The 22243-nt window shown below is 41.7% G+C and carries 2 protein-coding genes; both read left to right on the top strand.

Features of this window, described 5'->3' with window-relative positions; all coding sequences use genetic code 11:
- The first annotated feature begins 132 nt into the window (after positions 1-132).
- Positions 133-12081, top strand: coding sequence for an amino acid adenylation domain-containing protein (locus MHI55_RS18785; protein WP_340386582.1), 11949 nt, complete (start codon positions 133-135; stop codon positions 12079-12081).
- 35 nt (positions 12082-12116) lie between these two features.
- On the top strand, positions 12117-21938 hold the full coding sequence (locus tag MHI55_RS18780; RefSeq protein WP_340386581.1) for an amino acid adenylation domain-containing protein: 9822 nt from the start codon (positions 12117-12119) through the stop codon (positions 21936-21938).
- Positions 21939-22243 lie beyond the last annotated feature (305 nt).

Here is a 22243-nt window from a genome sequence, read left to right as displayed (position 1 = left end):
AATCTCTATTTTTTACCATATAGTAACAATAAACTGATTGATTTTACATATATTTCTATGGTAAAATTTTGCTTGAAATATGTGTAAATAATTAGATAAGCATGTTAGAGATGATTCATTTGGAGGAGAGATATGTATACTAATCAGTTTCAAACACTAGTGGATATTATCCGCGACAAAGGTAAAATAACCGACCGCGGTATTCGTTTTATCGATGCGGACAAACGTGAAACTTTTATATCTTATCATCAATTATTTACTGAGGCACAAGGGTATTTAGGTTATCTACAAGCCATCGGAATTAAACCTAAACAAGAGATTATTTTTCAGATTCAAGAAAACAAACGGTTTTTAGTCGCATTCTGGGCTTGTATACTCGGTGGAATGATCCCTATCCCTGTAAGTATTGGTGAAGATGAAGAACAAAACTTGAAAGTATGCCGTATTTGGAATTTGCTAAATAACCCTTTCATGATTGCATCTGAGAAGGTGCTGGATAAAATGAAGAGATTTGTTTTGGAACATGACATGCTTGATTTCCATCATCAATTAGAAGTCAGAACGGATCTGATCCAAGATACCATATATCATTATGAATCTATTAATAATATAGTTGAACCTCAGTCTGATGACTTGGCATTTATTCAATTTTCTTCTGGATCAACTGGTGATCCCAAAGGCGTCATGCTCACCCATCGAAACCTGATTTATAATACTTGTGCTGCTATTAATGGCACACAAATTAGTTCAAACGATAGTTTTCTCTCCTGGATGCCCCTTACCCATGATATGGGTTTGATTGGATTTCATCTCGTACCCCTCGTGGCAGGAATTCATCAGTACTTGCTCCCAACGGAATTATTTATTCGCAAACCGATTCTATGGATGAAAAAAGTAAATGAACACAAAGCAACCATACTGTCTTCTCCTAACTTTGGTTATAAATACTTCCTGAATTTCTTTCGCGAAGACAAAGCGGAGGGATGGGATCTGTCATCTGTCAGAGTCATTTATAATGGGGCGGAACCTATATTACCCGAAGTGTGTGATGAATTCCTAAATGTATTGTCAGCATATCACTTAAAGAAAACAGCCATGTTTACCGTATATGGATTAGCAGAGGCCTCTGTTGCCGTCTCCTTTCCCAAGGTAGAAGAAGAATTTACTGCGGTGTACGTTCACCGGGATCATCTGAACTTAGGGGAGCGTGTCATCGAAGTCGAGAAACATGCTGAACATGTGGCATCATTTGTTGCCGTTGGCGAAGCAATTGATTATTGCCATGTTAGAATTTGCGATGAGGAAATGAACAGTGTTCCCGATTTGGTTATTGGAAAAATTCAAATCAAGGGGGATAACGTCACCCAAGGTTATTATAATAATTCACTAGCAACGGAGAAGTTATTAACGCACGACGGATGGGTGAATACAGGAGATCTGGGTTTCATCATGAACGGAAAACTGGTTGTAACAGGGCGGGAAAAAGACATTATCTTTATCAATGGTAAAAATGTATATCCCCATGACATTGAACGTGTCGCCATACAATTAGATGATGTTGAACTCGGAAGAGTTGCTGCTTGTGGTGTGTATGATTCGAATAGTCAAAGTGAAGAAATAATTGTGTTTGTCGTGTACAAAAAAAAGATCGAACACTTCCTGCCGCTTGTTAAAGAAATCAAAAGACATCTATATAAACATGGGGGATGGAGTGTCAAAGAGGTACTGCCCATCAAGAAATTACCCAAAACAACAAGTGGGAAAATCCAGCGGTATCAGTTAGCCAAGCAGTATGAAGCAGGCAAATTCTCAACAGAATCTGCATTCATCCATGACTGGATCAAGAATGACAATGACAAGGCAAAAGAAAAGGCTGCTGTTTCGGTTCGAGTCATAGAACGTGAATTAACTTCACTATTTTCTGAAGTGCTGGTTGGGAAAAAGGTTGACCTTGAGGATAGCTATTTTGATATGGGTGCAACTTCATTACAGCTGGCCCAAATCGCTGAACGTATAGAACAAAAATACGGAGAAGAGCTTGCTGTTACGGACCTCTTTACCTATCCCTCGATAACTGAATTGGCAGCATATCTGGCTAGAGGCTACAGCGAGACCATGCAAGTCAACAAAACTCAAGAGGATCATACGCCATCCAAAGATATTGCTATTATCGGTATGTCTTTGAATCTCCCTGGTGCATCAAATGCAAGCGATTTTTGGCGTGTTTTGGAAAATGGAACGCATAACATTCGGGACTACCCGGAAAGTCGGATAAAAGACGCAGCGGATTATATACAATCCATGCGAAGTGGAATGAGCGAAGTTCAATGGATCAAGGGTGGTTACTTGGATCAAATTGATCAATTCGACTATTCTTTCTTTGGCATAACTCCAAAAACTGCACAATTTATGGACCCGAATCAAAGGATGTTCTTGCAAACGGCATGGCATACGATTGAAGATGCTGGGTATGCAGGGGAAGGAATCAATGGAAGAAATGTGGGCGTGTACGTGGGGTATTCCAAAGTTGGGTATGATTACGAACGGCTCGTGACGGCGAGTTACCCCGCAGAACTCAAAAATTATATCATTGGAAATTTACCATCTGTACTGGCGAGCAGAATTGCATATTTCTTGAATTTAAAAGGCCCGGCCTTAACGATTGATACCGCTTGTTCCTCTTCACTTGTTGCTGTTCACATGGCATGTAAAGGATTGCTCGCCGGAGACTGTGAAATGGCAATCGCAGGAGGCATTCGAACGGCATTATTACCGATAAGTATCGGACTGGATATGGAATCTCCAGATGCATTGACGAGAACGTTTAGCGAAGATGCCAACGGCACGGGATTTGGCGAAGGTGTTGGGTCGGTCATGTTGAAGCCAATGCAGCAAGCGATTAAGGACGGGGATCATATCTATGGTGTGATTAAGGGAAGTGCGATTAATCAGGATGGCAAGACGGTAGGAATCACAGCACCTAACCCGGAATCACAGACCAATGTGATCGAACAGGCATGGAAAGAAGCCGACATTTCTCCTGATACGCTTAACTTTATTGAAGCACATGGAACAGGGACAAAATTAGGTGATCCGGTTGAGTTCAATGCTTTGCGTAAAGCTTTTGAGAAATATACGGATCGGAAACAATTTTGTGCAATCGGATCTGCCAAAGCTAACATTGGACATGGTTTTGAAGCGGCGGGGATCGCTGGATTAATTAAATCTATTCTTATGTTTCAACATAGAAAGATTCCGCCATTGGTTCACTTTGACAAGCCTAATCCCCTGCTTAAGTTTGAAGCTTCACCTTTTTATGTGAATCAGGAATTAATGGCTTTTGGTGAAAAAGAGGGTCCATTACGATGCGGGGTTAGTTCTTTTGGTTTCAGTGGTACCAATGCACATGTGGTTCTCGAAGAATATGTTCCTTCCCCAACCGTAGATAAAAGAATGTCCCAAGAGCCTAATCTATTTGTTCTGTCTGCTGCCACGGAACGGGCGCTGGATGAATTGGTCAGAACGTATCATGAATATCTAACCGATCACACGGATGTTTCCATTCAACAAATCTGTTATACAGCCAGTACGGGAAGGGCTAATCTGGATTATCGGCTTGCCATCATAGTCACGAGTACACAAGAATTACATGAAAAATTGAAACGAATTGCAAGCGGAGAAGGTAAACTGCCATATGTTTATTTTGGTTATGCCAAAAAAGACAAAACGCTTGTTAGCGATCATCTTTATGCTCGGGGAAAGGCAGAATCTTTAAATGAACTCGGTCAGTTATTTACACTGGGGGCAGTGATTGATTGGGAAAGGTTTTATAATCATGAAGTCATTCGGAAAATTCCATTGCCTCTATATCCATTTGAGCAGAAGCGGTGTTGGATTGAAGTCAAACATACGATACCAGCGGAACATAGGTCAGAGAGGAATGAGGTTCAAATGGAGATGAATACAAACGATATTGAATTAAAGATTAAAACAAGCATCAGTCGTGCATCTGGTCTGAAGTTGGAAGAGCTGGATCATCAAGCTCATTTTCTCCAAATGGGATTGGATTCCATCATTCTTGTGCAAATTCAGAAGGAGATCTCAGAGCTGTTCCGTTTGGATATCCCGATGGAAATGTTTTTTGAAACCCTTACGAATATTAATTCCTTAGTTAAATATGTGTCAGAGAATATAAAGCATCATGATGTATCTGAAAATATAAACAATCAAACAGTTCAGGAGCATACTGAACAACGAAATCTGGCATCTGTGAACAATATAAACACGGCAAAATCATCAGGGAATGTGTCGGAACAAATTGTGATGTCTGCCATTCAGCTCATGGAATCTCAATTAAAAAGTTTGAATGTGCTGTTAGGCGAGCAAATGAATGCTGTTCAATCGCCTCTTTTGGAGATGAAACATCATGAAACCAAACATCATGAAACCCCAAAAGTTCAAGCTTCACCGGTAATGAATGAAATCAATAAAACCAACGAACCCAAAAAGATCCAACCGGATTCGGAATCGAAGGAAGAAAAAAAACCTTTTATACCGTATCAATCGTTGAAAATTCATGAAGAGAGTGGATTCTCAGCGCTTCAGAACCAGTATATTGAACAATTTGTAACAAAGTATACCGCAAGAACCAAAGGCTCCAAATTAAAAACAGACCAAACACGTTTGGTTCATGCGAATAATCGCAATGTGTCCGGATTTCGCTCGTATTGGAAGGAAATGGTGTATCCGATTATTTCAACACGTGCAGAGGGAGCTAAGTTATGGGATCTGGATGGGAACGAGTATTTGGATCTGACGATGGGATTTGGTGTAAATCTATTTGGTCATAATCCCGCTTTTATTCAAAATGTAATAGCAGACAGCCTCCAGGAACAATTGCCTCCATTGGGCCCTATGTCAGACTTGGCAGGAGATGTCGCAGCTAAAATTTCCGAGCTAACGGGTGTAGAGCGTGTCGCATTTTATAATTCAGGAACAGAAGCTGTTATGGTGGCACTTCGTTTAGCGAGGGCAGCAACAGGGCGTTCCAAAGTTGTATTATTTTCAGGATCTTACCACGGTACACATGACGGCGTGTTGGGTGTAGCAAATCCTGGGGATGCTTTATCGTCTGCGCTGCCTATGGCTCCTGGTATTGTACAAAGCTCAATGGATGATTTGATTATTCTTAATTATAACCATCCGCAATCACTGGATATGATTCAGAACCTGGGTGATGAATTGGCTGCTGTGCTTGTAGAGCCGGTGCAAAGTCGAAGACCTGATATGCAGCCAACACAATTCTTACGGGAACTTAGAGAGATCACGAAACAGTTTGGCATTGCACTTATTTTCGATGAGGTCATCACTGGATTCAGAATTGGTCTGGGTGGGGCACAAGATTGGTTTGGGGTTCAAGCAGATTTGGTTACGTATGGGAAAGTGGTCGGTGGCGGGCTGCCTATTGGCATAGTCGCGGGTAAAGCTGAATTTATGAATCCGGTAGATGGTGGAACCTGGAACTTTGGTGATAGTTCTTACCCTTCCGACGCAGATAAGAAAACGTTTGTGGGTGGAACCTTCTGTACACACCCTCTTACGATGAGAGTGATGTTAACGGTATTACAGTATCTTCAATCTGAAGCAGAAACTTTATATAAGGAATTAAATGAAAAAACAGATTATCTTGTAAAAGAATTAAATGCGTTTTTCAAAACAGCGAATGTACCGATGCAAATGGTGAACTATGAATCTTTATTTCGATTTATATCATTTGGAGATATGGAATTATTCTTCTACCATTTAATTTATAAAGGTTTATATATTTGGGAAGGCCGTAACTGTTTTATATCAACTGTGCATTCCATGGGTGACATGGATACGATAATCAGAATCGTGAAAGAGACGATCCATGAACTACGCGAGTGGGGGTTTATCCCTGGTGAATCGCCTGTTTCGGAATATCCGCTCTCTTTAGAGCAAAAACAATTATTGTTAACTTCATTACATGGGGAAAATGCGAATGCTGCATTAAATCAGAGTGTTATTTTAAAAATGACAGGTGGAATAAAACCTTCCACACTGGATCAGGCCGTGAATCAAATCGCACAGCGTCATGAAGCTCTGAGAACAGTCATTCATGCCGATCGTGAAACACAACAAATCATATCCGAAATGGAACTTCGATGTACATGGTTGGATTTCTCAGCATATGCGGGTGAGGATCAAGAACGGGAAATTTCCAATTGGTTATCTGCCGATGCAAATGAAGCCTTCGATTTACAGTCTGGGGAACCTCTATTTAGAATCACCTTGCTTAAAAAGGCAACTGATCAATACCTTATGGTGCTGACATTTCATCATATTGTTGTAGATGGCTGGTCGATTGCAGTATTCATTCAAGAGTTGGAACATACCTATTCTGCTCTGGTCCGAGGAGTTCCGGTTCAATTACCTGAAGCCACTCCATTCCGAGCGTATTTAAGCTGGCAACGACTTGAACATGAAAAAGGCTCATTTACCGAAGGAGTCCAGTTCTGGAAAGAACAATTTTCCTTATCCTATCCCAACATTACACTTCCAACGGCACCGTCCGATGATGTGCCCAAGGGATATGACGGTGAAAGATATTCCATCAAGCTGGATCATCAATTAACAGAGTCTTTGCGAACGTTAAGCATCAATAATAAGAGCAGTTTGTTTGTAACGATGTTTGCAGCGTTTCATTTATATTTGCATCAACTAACAGGGCAGTCTCACCTTGTCATCGGCGTGCCTACAGCGGGTCAGTCTCATATGCGAAAAAATGCGCTCATTGGCAACTGTGTCAACATTGTGCCTGTTCATCATGCCTTGTTAACGAAGCAATCCGTTGTAGACCATGTCCTTGAGCTCAAGGAAACGCTGGCTCTAGTCATGAAGCATCAGCATGTTCCATTGACCCTCGTATCCGAACAGCTTGCTCATATGCCTGCACCGGATACCCGGATTTTATTCAATATGGACAGAACGATTCATCATCTCCAATTTGAAAATATCAAGACTGGATTCATGTCGTATCCGATCAAACATATTTCTTACGATTTATTTCTTAATATTACGGATGTTAGCCATGAATTGTACCTGGATTTTGATTACAATACCGAGCTTATTGGACCTGAGATGATGAAATTGTGGTCTGAAGGATTTAAGGGTTTGCTGCAAAAAATGGTGAGTCATCCAGAGGCTGAAATTTCGTCTTTGACGTTGTTCTCATCCGAGCAACAGGACCAATTACAGGAAATATATAATCGGTTTGTTACGGAGCGTCTTCCTCACGTTAATCATGCAGCCATATTCGAGTCTCCAGTCAATGACGTGGAGAAAAAGCTGGCTTTGATCTGGGAGGACGTATTATCCCTCGATCAAGTGGGGAGACATGATCACTTTTTTGATCTCGGAGGTAACTCGCTCAAGGCGACAGTAATGCTATCCAAGGTACATGAACAGTTTCAACACAAAATTTCAATCGTTCAATTCTTCCAAAATCAACGTCTGAAGCAGCTGGCCAGTCTGATTACAGGCGAGAACGAGGAAACATTCATTCCGATTAAGGCATTGGACGTCAAGGAATTCTATGAGACATCATCTGCACAACAGCGGATCTACTTTTTGGATCAATTTGAGCCGAATAGTGTGTTTCAGAACATGTGCGGCCATATTACGGTCACAGGAAATATCGATGAAGCTAAATTGATTTCGTCATTGGAACAAATCGTGCACCGTCACGAAGCTTTTCGCACCAGTTTCCATCTGATGGATGGAGAGCTTTACCAGCGTATTGCTCCAACGATTGATTTTGAAGTGAAACGATCTCAGGAAAGTTCTGCTTCATTCGAACAACATGTTAAGGCGTTTGCCAAACCATTTGATTGCTCCAAAGCGCCATTAATACGTGCCGAATTCATTCGTGTAAACGATGATCATGCAGAGATTCTCATCGAGATGCATCATATTATATCGGACGGATATTCCGTTGGCATTCTTGCGAATGAACTGATCGATGTGTATGACGGAAGAAGCATGTCGGACATTGAGATTGAATACAAAGACTTTACAGCTTGGCAGAAAGAATTTCTGGCGGGGGAGTCTTATAAGCAGCAAGAAAAATATTGGCTGGATCAATTCAAAGGAGAACTCCCGAACCTTAATCTGCCTACTGATTTTGTTCGGACACCTCATTTGACTTCGGCAGGTTCAAGATTGTCATTTGTGTTGGATCAGCATTTGAAGCAGTCGCTGGAAAAGCTTGCGAAACAAACGGGAACTACGATGTTTATGGTGTTATTGGCAGCGTATAATGTGCTGATTCATCAATACACAGCACAAGAAGATATGATTGTAGGCACGCCAACATCAGGAAGAAACCATCCGGATGTCGAGAATATGATAGGTGTCTTTATCCAGACGGTAGCGATTCGCTCACAGCCGGTGGGGAATAAGTCGTTTCGATCCTATCTCGAAGAAATTAAAAAACAATCCCTGGATGCATTGGATAATCAGGACTATCTTTTTGACAATCTTGTAGAGAAATTAAACACACATCGGGATACCACTGGGACAGCACTTTTTAATACGATGTATATCTTCTTAAATACCGCGTTGAATCAACGGCAAGAACAGGATTGCAGCTTTAAAGTTAGAGAATTAAATGTCGGTGTATCGTTGTATGATCTGATGTTCATCGTTGAGGATGATAACGAGTGTCTGGAAATGCACTTTAATTACAAGACGGAGCTGTTTGAACGGGATACCATCGACAGAATGAAAACACATCTGTTCAACATCCTCAGAGACATTGTGATCGAACCTGATATTGCCTTGTCCGATATTCAAATGCTGTCTGAACATGAGCAGGACGTTCTTTTATATGACTTTAATGATACCAACATAGAATATTCCCGGGATCAGACCATACAGGAGTTATTCGAAGCACAGGTGGAACGGACACCTGATCAATTGGCTGTTAGTTTTGGAAATGAGCGATGGACGTATCGTCAATTGAATGAACGGGCGAATCAGTTGGCATATACGCTTAGAGCTGAGGGAGTGCAGCAGGATCAATTTGTAGGTATTCTGACAGATCGTTCGATTGATATGATCGTTGGCATCTTTGGCATTCTAAAAGCAGGCGGGGCGTATGTACCGATTGATCCGGATTCTCCTGAAGAGCGTATCCGGTACATCCTGCATGATTCGGGGACAACGTTGTTAGTCACGCAGGAGCATTTGAAGCAGTTGGTATCGTTTAATGGAAAAATGATTGATTTGAACGATGAAGAAACCTATGCAGCTAATCTGTCGAATCTGGAACCAGCGGGGAATTCCGAACAGTTGGCTTATATGATCTATACTTCAGGCACAACAGGCATGCCAAAAGGTGTAATGATCGAACATCGTCAGGTTCATCACTTGGTTAAAGCGTTGTACAGTCAAGTTATAGATGATCAGCTTAGCGGTTTGCATGTCGCTTTACTTGCGCCTTACTATTTCGACGCATCTGTGAAGCAGATTTTTGGCGCACTGCTGTCAGGACATGCCTTGTTTATTGTAGACAAGGACACGGTACTGGATGGACAAGATTTAATGAATTATTATCAGCACCACCAAATTGATTTGACGGACGGAACACCTGCGCACCTGAAATTGCTTTCGAAGGCAAAAAACGTTCAAGGCATATCGCTAAAATATATGCTCATTGGCGGTGAAGCTCTTTCTCAGCAAAGTGTAAATGATATCACATCATTATTTGCTCTCAATCATATAACGCCGCCAGCCATAATTAATGTGTACGGTCCAACAGAATGTTGTGTGGATGTTGCGACATACCGTGTACTTCCAGAACACCTGGATACAGCGAATCAACGAGCTCACCTACCGATTGGTCGAACATTAGGAAATAATCGCCTGTATGTATTGAACAAACATGGCAAAGTTCAGCCTGTAGGCGTCGTAGGGGAATTATGTATCTCTGGTGATGGGGTTGGTAGAGGATACTTGAATTTACCTGAGCTGACAGCAGAAAAATTTGTACGTGATCCGTTTGTCCAGGGAGCGACAATGTACAAAACGGGAGATTTGGTGAGATGGCTTCCCGATGGGCATATCGAGTATCTGGGAAGAATGGATCACCAAATTAAGATTCGCGGATATCGGATCGAAGTAGGAGAAGTCGAAGCAACGCTGTTAGATCTAGAGTGCGTGAAAGAAGTTATCGTCGTTGCACATGAGGATGATCACGGGGACAAATCATTATGTGCATACTTTACAGCGGATTCCACGCTGACGGTGGGAGAGTTAAAACAAAGCCTCTCTAAAGTGTTGCCGAATTACATGGTTCCAGCTTACTTTATACAATTGGATCACATGCCTCTCACAGCGAACGGGAAAATCGATCGCAAATCGCTTCCGAGTCCAGAAGAGAACATACAAACGGGAAGTGAATATATAGAACCCCGAACTGGGGTGGAAAAACAGTTGTTGCCTATTTGGCAGGATGTGCTTACCGTGAAAAAAATCAGTGTAAAAGACAGTTTTTTTGATGTAGGAGGCAACTCTTTACGTGCGACCAAGCTGGCCGCCAAAATCAATCAAAAGCTGAATATCCACATATCGGTAAGAAACGTCTTTGAATGGCAGACCATTGAACAGATGGCTCAATCTATTGAACAAATGGAACAGGAAGTATCAGTTTCCATTCCTCAAGTGGAGGAAAAAGAATATTATCCTATTTCTTCGGCGCAAATGAGAATGTACATTATGAGCATCAAAGCTGGCAAGGAACTCATGTACAACATGTCAGGTATGTTTATGTTGGAAGGATCGCTTGATCGGACCAGATTGGAAGAAGCATTCCAACAATTGATTCATCGTCATGAATCGCTTCGGACTGGATTCAAAGTCATACACGGAGAACCAAAACAGATCGTATACCCTAAAGTTAACTTTGGAATTGAATTGATCGAGTCAACGGAAGTAGAGATCGAAGATCGAATTGAACAGTTTGTTCGCACATTTGATCTCGGGCAAGCACCTCTTATGAGGGTGGGACTTATTGAACTTCAGCAGGAGCGTCATGTATTGCTGGTAGATCTCCACCACATCATTGCAGACGGACTATCCGTGCATCTTCTGATGACTGAACTTAGCCAGTTCTACAAGGGAGAGGAGCTATCTCCTCTTCGAATTCAGTATAAGGACTATGCTGAATGGCAGCAAATGCAACTTCATAGTGAGCGGATGAAAAAGCAGGAGAAGTATTGGCTTACTGTGTTTGCTGAAAGTATCCCGCTATTGGATCTGCCAACAGACTATGAAAGACCTGAAACCCTAAGCTATGCGGGAGATGTATTGGACATTGTTTTGGAGGAAGACATCCTTCCAGGCTTAAGGAACATGGAAGCTCTGACAGGAACAACGTTATATATGATTCTATTAGCAGCCTATACCATTCTGTTGTCTAAATACAGCGGACAAGAAGATATCATCGTGGGCACGCCGATTGCAGGAAGGACACATGCTGAGCTTGAGCCGGTTATGGGGATGTTTGTGAATACACTGGCTATTCGAAATTATCCTGCGGGGGATAAAACTTTTACGCAGTATCTGCTGGAAGTGAAAGAAAATATGTTGAACGCATATGAGAATCAGGATTATCCGTTTGAGGAATTGATCGAGAAAGTGAATATAACCAAAGATGCTCGGCGGAATCCGTTGTTTGACACCATGTTTGTATTGCAGAATACAGATGCTTCAGAGATTCAGATGGATGGAGTAACCTGTAAGCCTTATGCACCAAACACGAGAGTATCCAAATTCGATTTAACGTTGTATGTTACCGAATTGCAACACAAGTTAGAAGTGGCCTTTGAATACAGTACGATTTTATTTGAGAAAACAACGATTGAAGCGATGTCACAAAATCTGTTGGTCATATTAACAACCATTGCCAAAGACCCTCATATTGAAATCAACAAGATTCAATTGGTTGAAGAATTAATAGATGGGGATACGCTGGCGGATCTAATTGAAGTAGATTTCTAAAATAACTAAAAATATAAATGTGATCGGGGTGCCGTATGTCTATTTTCAAGAAACAGGAATCGTATTGGGCAAGCCGATTTGAAGATGATGATCATCTTGTTCATTTGCCTTATTGCAAGACAACCTCCAAACACCCAGACGATACGCAGCACCAGAATGATATATATAAGTCTTTGTCAGCCGATGTTTCACATAAAATCAAGTCCATGTCGCGAAATGCTCCTATGGCGATATATACGATCTTATTAACGGGAGTTCAGTGTCTGTTATATAAATACACGAATGAAACCAAGATGATTATTGGTATACCAACGATGGAAGAAAAGAACAATGATCTATCGCTCTCGAATAAGGTTCTTATCTTAAAAAATAATATCAATCATGTGATGTCATTCAAATCCGTATTTAATCAAGTGAAGGCAAGTTTAACTGAAGCCGTTCAGCATCAACGAATCCCTTTCAGAAAAATGGTTGAACGTTTAAATGTTCAGTATGATTCGAACCATGTACCTCTAATTCATACCTTGGTTTCGTTAAATGAAATTCATCCTGCCCTTGATGAAAATAACGTAAAAGCGGCGACAATGTTCCACTTTGATCTCGAGAACGACTTCATTCAGTTAAGATTAGTTTATGATGATGATCGTTATGATCGCGATTATATGGTACAAATTGTAGAGCATCTTGACCAATTGTTTTCCGTAGTTCTAAACCAGCCTGATCTGGAGTTAAGTCAAGTTGATATGTTATCAGAGTTTCATCGAAACAAGCTGTTATATGACTTTAACGATACAAGGGTGGGGTATCCACAGAACAAAACGATGCATCAATTATTTGAAGAACAGGTGGAACGAACACCGGACCATCCGGCAGTCGTATTTGAGAATAGACAGTTAACATACAGAGAGTTAAATCAAAAATCCAACCAATTGGCCCGATTGCTTCAAGCTAAGGGGGTGCAGGCGGGTCAGTTCGTTGGCATTATGGCAGAGCGCTCACTTGAGATGATCATAGGTTTATTCGGTATTCTAAAAGCTGGCGGGGCATATGTCCCAATCGATCCGGAATATCCGGCAGACCGTATTCATTACATCCTTGAGGATTCAAAAGTGGCTTGGTTGCTGCATCAAAGTCATATACAGGAACCTGAACATTTTGCAGGGACATGTGTCATTCTGGATTCTGAAATAAATCATTATGATGATCATTTAAATTTGGACGATGGAGCGATCTCCAGTGATTTGGCATACATGATCTACACGTCTGGAACAACAGGTCATCCCAAAGGCGTAATGATTGAACATGCCAGCATTGTGAATTCCCTGCAATGGAAATCGGATTTTTATCATTTTACCGGAGATGATCGGGTAATAATGCTGAATCCATTCGTTTTTGATTCATTTATTACTCATTTCTTTGGTCCGATGATATCTGGCTCCACAGTGTATTTGTTAAACCAGCAACAGTGTAAAGATGCTATAGCCATCAATACGATGGTCAAAAAACAGCAAATCACGCACATCCAAAGTCCACCCAGTTTCTTGATGACGCTATTGGAACAAGTAAGCGCGGAAGATTGGGCATCCATGAAAAATGTGGTGGCTGCGGGAGAGAAGATTGTTCCTGCCTTAATACACAAATTGCAGCGCATCAATCCACGCATCGAAGTGTGTAATGAATACGGTCCAACTGAAAATAGTGTTGTATCCACAGTTCTGTCGATCAAGTCGGCAGGTCAAAATATCTCAATCGGGAAGCCTATTGCGAACAATAGAGTCTACATTTTAGGAGAACGGAATGAATTGCAGCCTATTGGAGTTCAGGGAGAATTATGTGTAGCCGGAGCAGGGCTATCCAGAGGTTACTTGAACCGTCCAGATCTGACTGCGGAGAAATTCGTGGATGATCCATTTGTTTCGGGAGCAAAAATGTACAAGACAGGTGACTTCGCAAGATGGCTGCCCGATGGGAACATAGAGTATATAGGAAGGGTAGATCATCAAGAGAAAATTCGTGGACACCGGATTGAACTTGGTGAAGTGGAGACGGCTCTTCTAAATAGTACCCAGATAAAAGAGGCCATCGTCATAGCCAGAGAAGATGAAACGGGAACCAAACAATTATGTGCGTACCTGGTAGGAGAGGATGCAATCACGATCGGGGAACTGCGGGAGGCGCTGTCCCAGCAGTTGCCAAACTACATGATTCCGTCCTATTTTGTACAGCTGGATCAGATGCCGCTCACGTCTAACGGGAAAATCGATCGCAAAGCTTTGCCTGCTCCCAAAGAACATATGTTGAAGGGCATGGAGTACGAAGCACCCCGAACGATGGTGGAACAACAACTTGTATCGATCTGGGAAGAGGTACTTGGGGTAGAGAACATCGGGATTTTGGATAATTTCTTCGAGCTTGGAGGAGATTCGATTAAATCCATTCAAGTTTCTTCGAGGTTATATCAAGCAGGTTACCAGGTGCAGATGGATCATCTGTTTAAAAATCCAACCATAGCAAGCTTGATTCCCTATGTTCAACCCATAAGTACCCTGTCAGAACAGGGAATCATCACTGGAAAAGTGATGCTGACTCCAATCCAGCATTGGTTTTTTGAGCAATACAAGGTGGACGCTCATCATTATAATCAGTCCGTGATGTTGTATCGGAAAGAAGGTTTTCACGAAGCCACACTTCGCGGTGTATTCGATAAACTGAGTGAGCATCATGATGCACTTCGTATGGTATATCGCCATACGGAGCAGAGGTATGAAGCGTGGAATGAAGGGTTGGCAAGGGAACCCTTATATACACTTGAAGTGATGAACTTCAAGTCATTAGCAGATCCGTCTCAAGAAATCGATAAGAAGGCAAATGAAATGCAAAGCACGTTTACGTTGGAACGTGGGCCCTTGATGAAGCTGGGCTTATTTCGATGTGCAGACGGAGATCATTTACTCATCGTTATTCATCATCTCGTCATCGACGGGGTTTCATGGCGAATTTTGATCGAAGACCTATCGAGAGGATATGAACAATTAAGTGAGGGAGAATCCATTCAACTACCGCAAAAAACGGCTTCCTTCCAATTATGGGCAGAACAGCTCCAGTTGTATGCGAACAGTGATGCGATAACGCAAGAGCTAGCCTATTGGAATGAAATTGAACAAGCAACCTATAAGCCGTTACCTACAGATTTTAAAGCGGATCATGCACTGGAAAAAGACAGCGAAGAAATCACGATGGAATGGTCAGCGGCAGAAACGGAACAATTATTAAAACAAGCGAATCGTGCGTATAAAACGGAGATTAGCGATTTGCTGCTCCATGCATTAGGCATGTCTATTCACCAATGGACGGGCATGGATAAAGTGCTGGTCAATCTGGAGGGACATGGAAGAGAACAAATTTTACCGGATCTCGATATTACACGAACGATCGGATGGTTTACGAGCCAGTATCCGGTTGTACTTGATATGGAAGCAAGTTCAAATATGTCTCTTTTCATCAAAACCAACAAAGAAATGATTCGTCAAATCCCTAAAAAAGGGATTGGTTATGGTATTTTACGATATTTAAGTGCACATCAGCAAGAAACGCCCTTTACCTTGAATCCTGAAATTAGTTTTAACTATTTGGGACAATTTGATCAGGATCTTCAGAATAGCGGGATGCAGATCTCTCCCTATCCAGGCGGAGTAACAGCAAGCGGCAATCACAGAAGAAATGTTCTTATCGATATGAATGCCTTAATTGTAGAAGGCAAATTGACGTTGTCACTTCGGTATAGTCGCACACAATATCAAAAAGAAACGATAGAGCGAGTGGCAACATATTTTAGAGATCATCTGCAAGAAATCGTGATGCATTGTGTAACAAAAGAAAAGCCGGAATGTACACCAAGTGATCTAACATTAAAAGGGATTACGATTGAAGAATTAGAAGGATTTGTTCAAGAATCGAAACACATTGGTGAAATCGAAGATATATATGCTTTGTCACCGATGCAAAATGGGATGTTCTTTCATCATTTGCTTCATTCAAAGTCTGAAGCGTATTTCCTTCAAACCACACTGGATCTTCATGGTCCGTTAGACGTGGAAGCTTTTACGAAGAGTCTGGATCAGTTGATGCAGCGTAATTCGATTCTCAGAACAAATTTTCATAGCAAATGGAAGAATGGACCCCTGCAAGTGGTATACCGTCATAAACGGAATGGGCTAACATACGAAGATTTGCGTGAGATGAATGAAAAAGATCGTGAAGCATACGTGGCAGAATATACAAGAGCAGATAAAATAAAAGGTTTCGACCTGTCTCAGGATGTGTTAATGCGTATTTCGATCTTGCAAACGCATGACCAAACCTATCGTTTCATTTGGAATTATCATCATATTTTGATGGATGGCTGGTGCCTGTCTCTTGTAATCCAGGAGTTGTTTGATGGATACTTTGCTATTCAGGAACAACGAAAACTGGAGGCAAAGAGTACGATTCCATACAAACACTATATTGAATGGCTGGACAACCAAGATCATGAAGAATCCCTGAAATACTGGCGTGACTATCTGCAAGGTTATGATGAGCAGACCACTTTGCCAAAAGAACATTCGATTACGAAGAGTGATGAATATCATTCAGAGCATATGATTTGTACATTAAGTCAGGAATTAACCGGACAAATCGCACAAGTGGCCAGTCAGAATCAGGTGACGCTGAATACGTTTATGCAAACAGCCTGGGGAATGTTGCTACAGATATATAACGGCAGTGAGGATGTTGTATTCGGAAGCGTGGTGTCGGGCAGACCTGCGGCGATTGTTGGAGTTGAGCGAATCATTGGTTTATTCATCAATACCATTCCTGTACGCGTTCAGACTCAAGGTAACGAGACATTTACAGCGGTTATGAAGCGGAATCAGGAACAAGCTGTCGCTTCGCATCCACATGACACGTATCCGTTATACGAGATTCAAGCGGAAACATCGCAAAAGCAAAATTTGATTGATCATATCCTGATATTCGAAAATTATCCTGTACAGGGCATTATGGAACAGTTTGGGGATGAGGAAGAGACAGCTCTTCGGATTACGAATGTAGAAGCAGATGAACAAACAAATTATGACTTTAACCTGATTATCAAACCAGGCCAATCCATGAAATGTATGTTCTATTACAATGCTAATGTCTATGACCGGGCAAGTGTAGAACGCATTCAAGGTCACTTGATTCAGATGTTGGAGCAAGTGGTCAACAATCCGAATATTCCGATCCATGACATTGACTTGACCACAACACAGGAGAAAACACAAATTTTGGAACAGTTTAATGATTCTATGGCTGAATATCCAATGGACAAGACAATTCATGGACTGTTTGAGGAACAAGCAGTAAGAACTCCCGAAAACGTTGCGGTTGTATATGATGATCGACATTTAACCTATCAAACGCTGAACGAGAAAGCCAACCAATTGGCAAGAACGTTGAAGGCTAAAGGCATTCAAAATGATCAGTTAATCGGGATCATCGCTGATCGTTCGCTAGACATGGTTGTAGGAATCCTTGCGATTTTGAAAGCGGGTGGCGCATACGTGCCGATTGATCCTGAATATCCGGAGGATCGTATAAACTACATGCTTGAGGATTCGGGTGTACATGTATTATTATTGCAAAGTCATTTGCAAGAACGCATCTCTTTTGCAGGAGAGGTCGTTTGCCTGGATTTACTTGAGTCCTATCATGAAGATCATTCCAATTTGGGAATGACTGCTACACCAACAGGCCTGGCATATGTAATTTATACCTCAGGAACGACAGGAAAACCAAAAGGGACATGTATTGAACATAAAAATGTGGTGCGATTGTTGTTCAATAGTAAAAATTTGTTTGATTTTAATGCATCAGATACATGGACATTATTCCATTCCTTTTGTTTTGATTTTTCGGTATGGGAAATGTACGGGGCATTGCTCTATGGCGGAAAACTGGTTATCGTACCTCAAATGACGGCAAAAAGTCCGGAACAATTTCTACAATTGTTAAAAAACGAGCAAGTGACGATATTGAATCAAACGCCAACGTATTTCTATCATCTTCTTCAGGAAGAACTGGCAGGTCATGCAGCAGATCTGAAATTAAGAAAAGTGATTTTTGGAGGAGAAGCCCTCAATCCCGTGTTATTGAAGGAATGGAAGCTGAAATATCCATTTATCCAGTTAATTAATATGTATGGAATAACCGAAACAACGGTTCATGTAACTTATAAGGAAATAACCGACATTGAAATACATGCTGGAAAGAGCAATATTGGAAAACCAATCCCAACGTTGCAGACCTATATTTTGGATAAACATCAACGTATTCAACCGATCGGTGTTCAGGGAGAATTAGTTGTAGCAGGTGAGGGCCTTGCCAGAGGTTATCTGAACCGGCCTGATTTAACCGCAGAGAAATTTGTTGATCATCCCTGGATTACAAAAGGGAAAATGTATCGCACAGGAGATGCCGCAAGATGGCTGTCGGATGGAAATATTGAATATCTGGGACGAATCGATCATCAAGTGAAAATTCGCGGTTACCGAATTGAGCTTGGCGAAGTGGAAACTGCGCTCTTGCAAATAGACTCCATTCAGGAAGCAGTCGTTATTGCCCGTGAGCATAAGGATGGTTCGAAGCAGTTGTGTGCGTATTGGAAAGGCGACAGCTCACTGACAGCGAAGAAAATCAGAATGGCATTATCTCATGAAATTCCGGATTATATGATCCCGTCTTATTTTGTTCAATTAGAGCATATACCGTTAACTTCCAATGGGAAGGTTGACCGTAAGGCATTGCCATCTCCACAAGAACATATGCAAAAAGGGACCGAGTATATGGCGCCGCAGAACGCTGTAGAACAAGCGATCGTCGTTGCCTGGGAAGCTGTGCTTGGTGTTCAAAAGGTTAGCACATCAGATCATTTCTTTGAACTCGGAGGCGATTCGATTAAATGTATTCAAGTTTCCTCACGACTGCTTCAAGCAGGGTATAAAGTGGAAATGAAGCATTTCTTCACCTATCCGACAGTAGCGGAGTTGAGTGAACACGTTACTTCCGTGAGCACTATTTCTGACCAAGGGGAAGTTACGGGACAAGTGATGCTGACACCTGTTCAGCGCTGGTTCTTTGATCAAAATATGGTAGACGCACATCATTACAATCAGGAAATGATGTTCTTTCGTGAAAAAGGGTTTGATGTCCGCTTCATTCACAGCATCATGGATAAGATCGTGAAACAGCATGATGCTCTCCGCATCCTTTATCGACAAGCGCCTGAGGGCGGATATGAAGCGTGGAATCGAGGGGCAGACGAAGATGGATTATACAGCCTTGAAATCGTTGACCTCAAAACTGAAGCAGATCCAGCATCGTTCATTGAAAATAAAGCAAAAGAAATTCAGAGTGGTATGGATCTGTCTCACGGACCTTTGATCAAACTTGGGTTGTTCCAATGTGCTGAAGGGGATCACCTGCTTATTGCCATTCATCATTTGTTGGTAGACGGGGTTTCATGGCGTATTTTATATGAAGATATTCAGACAGGGCAAGACCAGTTCTTAAGAGGCGAAGAAATCCGGCTTCCTCAAAAAACGACCTCGTTTAAACAATGGGCAGAACAATTGTCTACGTTTGCAGACAGCCCGGCGATGAAGCAAGAGAATCCATACTGGAGTCGTGTGGAGCAGGCCCAGCTAAGCCCGCTGCCAAAAGATATGGATTGTGATGAGACGATTGGCAAAGATAGTGAAACGATCACCATTCATTGGACCGCAGCGGAAACCGAGCAATTATTAAAGCAAACACATCATGCGTACCATACGGAAATTAATGATATATTGCTAACCGCATTAGGAATGGCTGTTCATGATTGGACAGGCATGGGAGAAATCCTCGTAAATCTGGAAGGGCATGGTAGAGAAGACATCCTGCCAGAGCTGGACATTACGCGTACAGTGGGATGGTTTACGAGCATGTACCCCGTTATGATTACGATGGAGTCCGGGGCTGACTTATCAAGGAAGATTAAGGCCGTCAAGGAAGGACTGCGCCAGATTCCAACCAAGGGCATTGGTTACGGGATTTCGAGGTATTTGTCACATGGAAATGAAGGATTCAAGTTAGCGAAAAATCCCGAAATTAGTTTCAACTATATGGGACAGGTGAATCAGGATTCGGGCCAAGATGGCATTAAATTCTCGCCTTTTTCCAGCGGGCCATCCGTAAGTGAAAACAACAAGAGACCTTTTGTGCTGAATATCAATGGCATCGTTACAGAGGGTCGGTTGTCGCTGTCCATTAACTATAGTTCAAAACAATATCGCCGGGAAACGATGGAGCAATTGGCTTTTCTCTATAAGGAAGGTCTTAATAGAGTCGTTGAACATTGTGTAACGAAGGAACAAACCGAGCTGACGCCAAGTGATATTTCATGCAAGTCATTAACCATTGATCAATTGGATCAAATTGTGGAACAAACTGGGCACATCGGCCAAATTGAAAATGTGTACCCACTTACACCATTACAGAAGGAAATGTTGTACGAAAGTGAACGGAATCCGATTTCGGGCGCTTACTTTGTACAAATCATGTTTGATATGCGTGGAGATTTGGATGTTACCTCTTTTGCGCAAAGTTTGGATCAATTAATGCAAAGGCATGCGATATTAAGAACTAATTTTTACAGTGATTTCGTGGACATCCCTCTTCAAATCGTGTATCAAGAGAAGAAATTTGAATTTAACTATGAAGTTGTAGCTGGCACAAGTGAGCTGCAACGTAAATCGTATGTTGACGAGTATATCGAGCAGGACAAGGCAAGAGGATTTGACTTACAACGAGATTCGCTAATACGTATGTCTGTTTTACGAACAAACCATGAGGAATACCGCGTCATATGGAGTTTTCACCATATTTTGATGGACGGCTGGTGTATGTCTCTGGTAAGCAAGGAAATATTCGAGAATTACTTTGCGATTCGGGAGAATAGAAAGCCTCAATTGACTCTATTAACACCTTATAGTCAATTCATTGAATGGCTGGAACAGCAAGATCATCAAGGTGCAATAACGTATTGGACTCATTACCTGAAGGGTTATGAAGGACAAACGAAATTGCCTGGAGAAAAAATCAAACCGAAACATGAAAGACAGGATTCCAGAACGTTAAACTGTTATTTGGATGATGTACTAATCGAGCAAATGAAACAGATTGCGGAACAGCAGCATGTTACTCTCCATACGTTAGTGCAGACGGTCTGGGGTGTATTGTTGCAGCAATACAATGAAAGCAACGATGTTGTATTCGGAAGTGTGGTATCGGGCAGACCACCTGTCATTCCTGGGATCGAAAGCATGATTGGATTATTTATTAATGCGATTCCTGTTCGTATCCAGGCTCAGGTCGATGAGTCATTTATATCTCTAATGAAAAGGAATCAGGCACAAGCTGTGGAGTCACATGCATATGATACGTATTCGTTATATGATATTCAAAATCTGACCAAGCAAAAACAATCTCTGATTAACCATGTTGTTGTATATCAGAACTTCCCGGTAGAGAACCGAATGGAGAGTCTGGGTCAGAAAGGTGAATCACCGCTTGAGATTATGAATGTTGGGGGTACAGAACATAATAGTTTTGATTTTACTTTGATCGTCAAGCCTCATGAAAATATGAAGATCATATTGATGTATAATGCCAATGTGTATGACCCATCTACCGTTGAACAGATTCAAAAACACTTTATTTCCATGATTCAACAGGTGGTAAGTAACCCGGAAGTTAAAATCAACGAACTTGCATTGAGTACGTCGAACAGTTATTAATGCACAAGTAATGGGCCGATCCAAAAGTGAGTTTCCTCCTCACTCAAAGCGCTAACGAATCTGACGCGTCTTAAGAAGTAGATTCGATGTGAACGGCAAACTTTAACGAACCTCAGTAACGTTATTTCATCATACCAGGGTGTCAGAACCGAAAATTCGACCCAATCGACGAAATAACGTCTCTGTGATTCGTTACACCACAGACCTGTGCAAATCAGAGCGAATAGCGTGTGCCAGGTTCATTAGAATAAAATAACCTTAATAAGGGGTGTCCTCAGTCATGCTCATGACTTATGGGACGCCCC

It is taken from the genome of Paenibacillus sp. FSL E2-0151, from assembly GCF_037993015.1.
Classification (GTDB): Bacteria; Bacillota; Bacilli; order Paenibacillales; family Paenibacillaceae; genus Paenibacillus; species Paenibacillus amylolyticus.
Note: the sequence above shows the minus strand (reverse complement) of the source record. Positions and strands in the feature narration are given on the sequence as shown.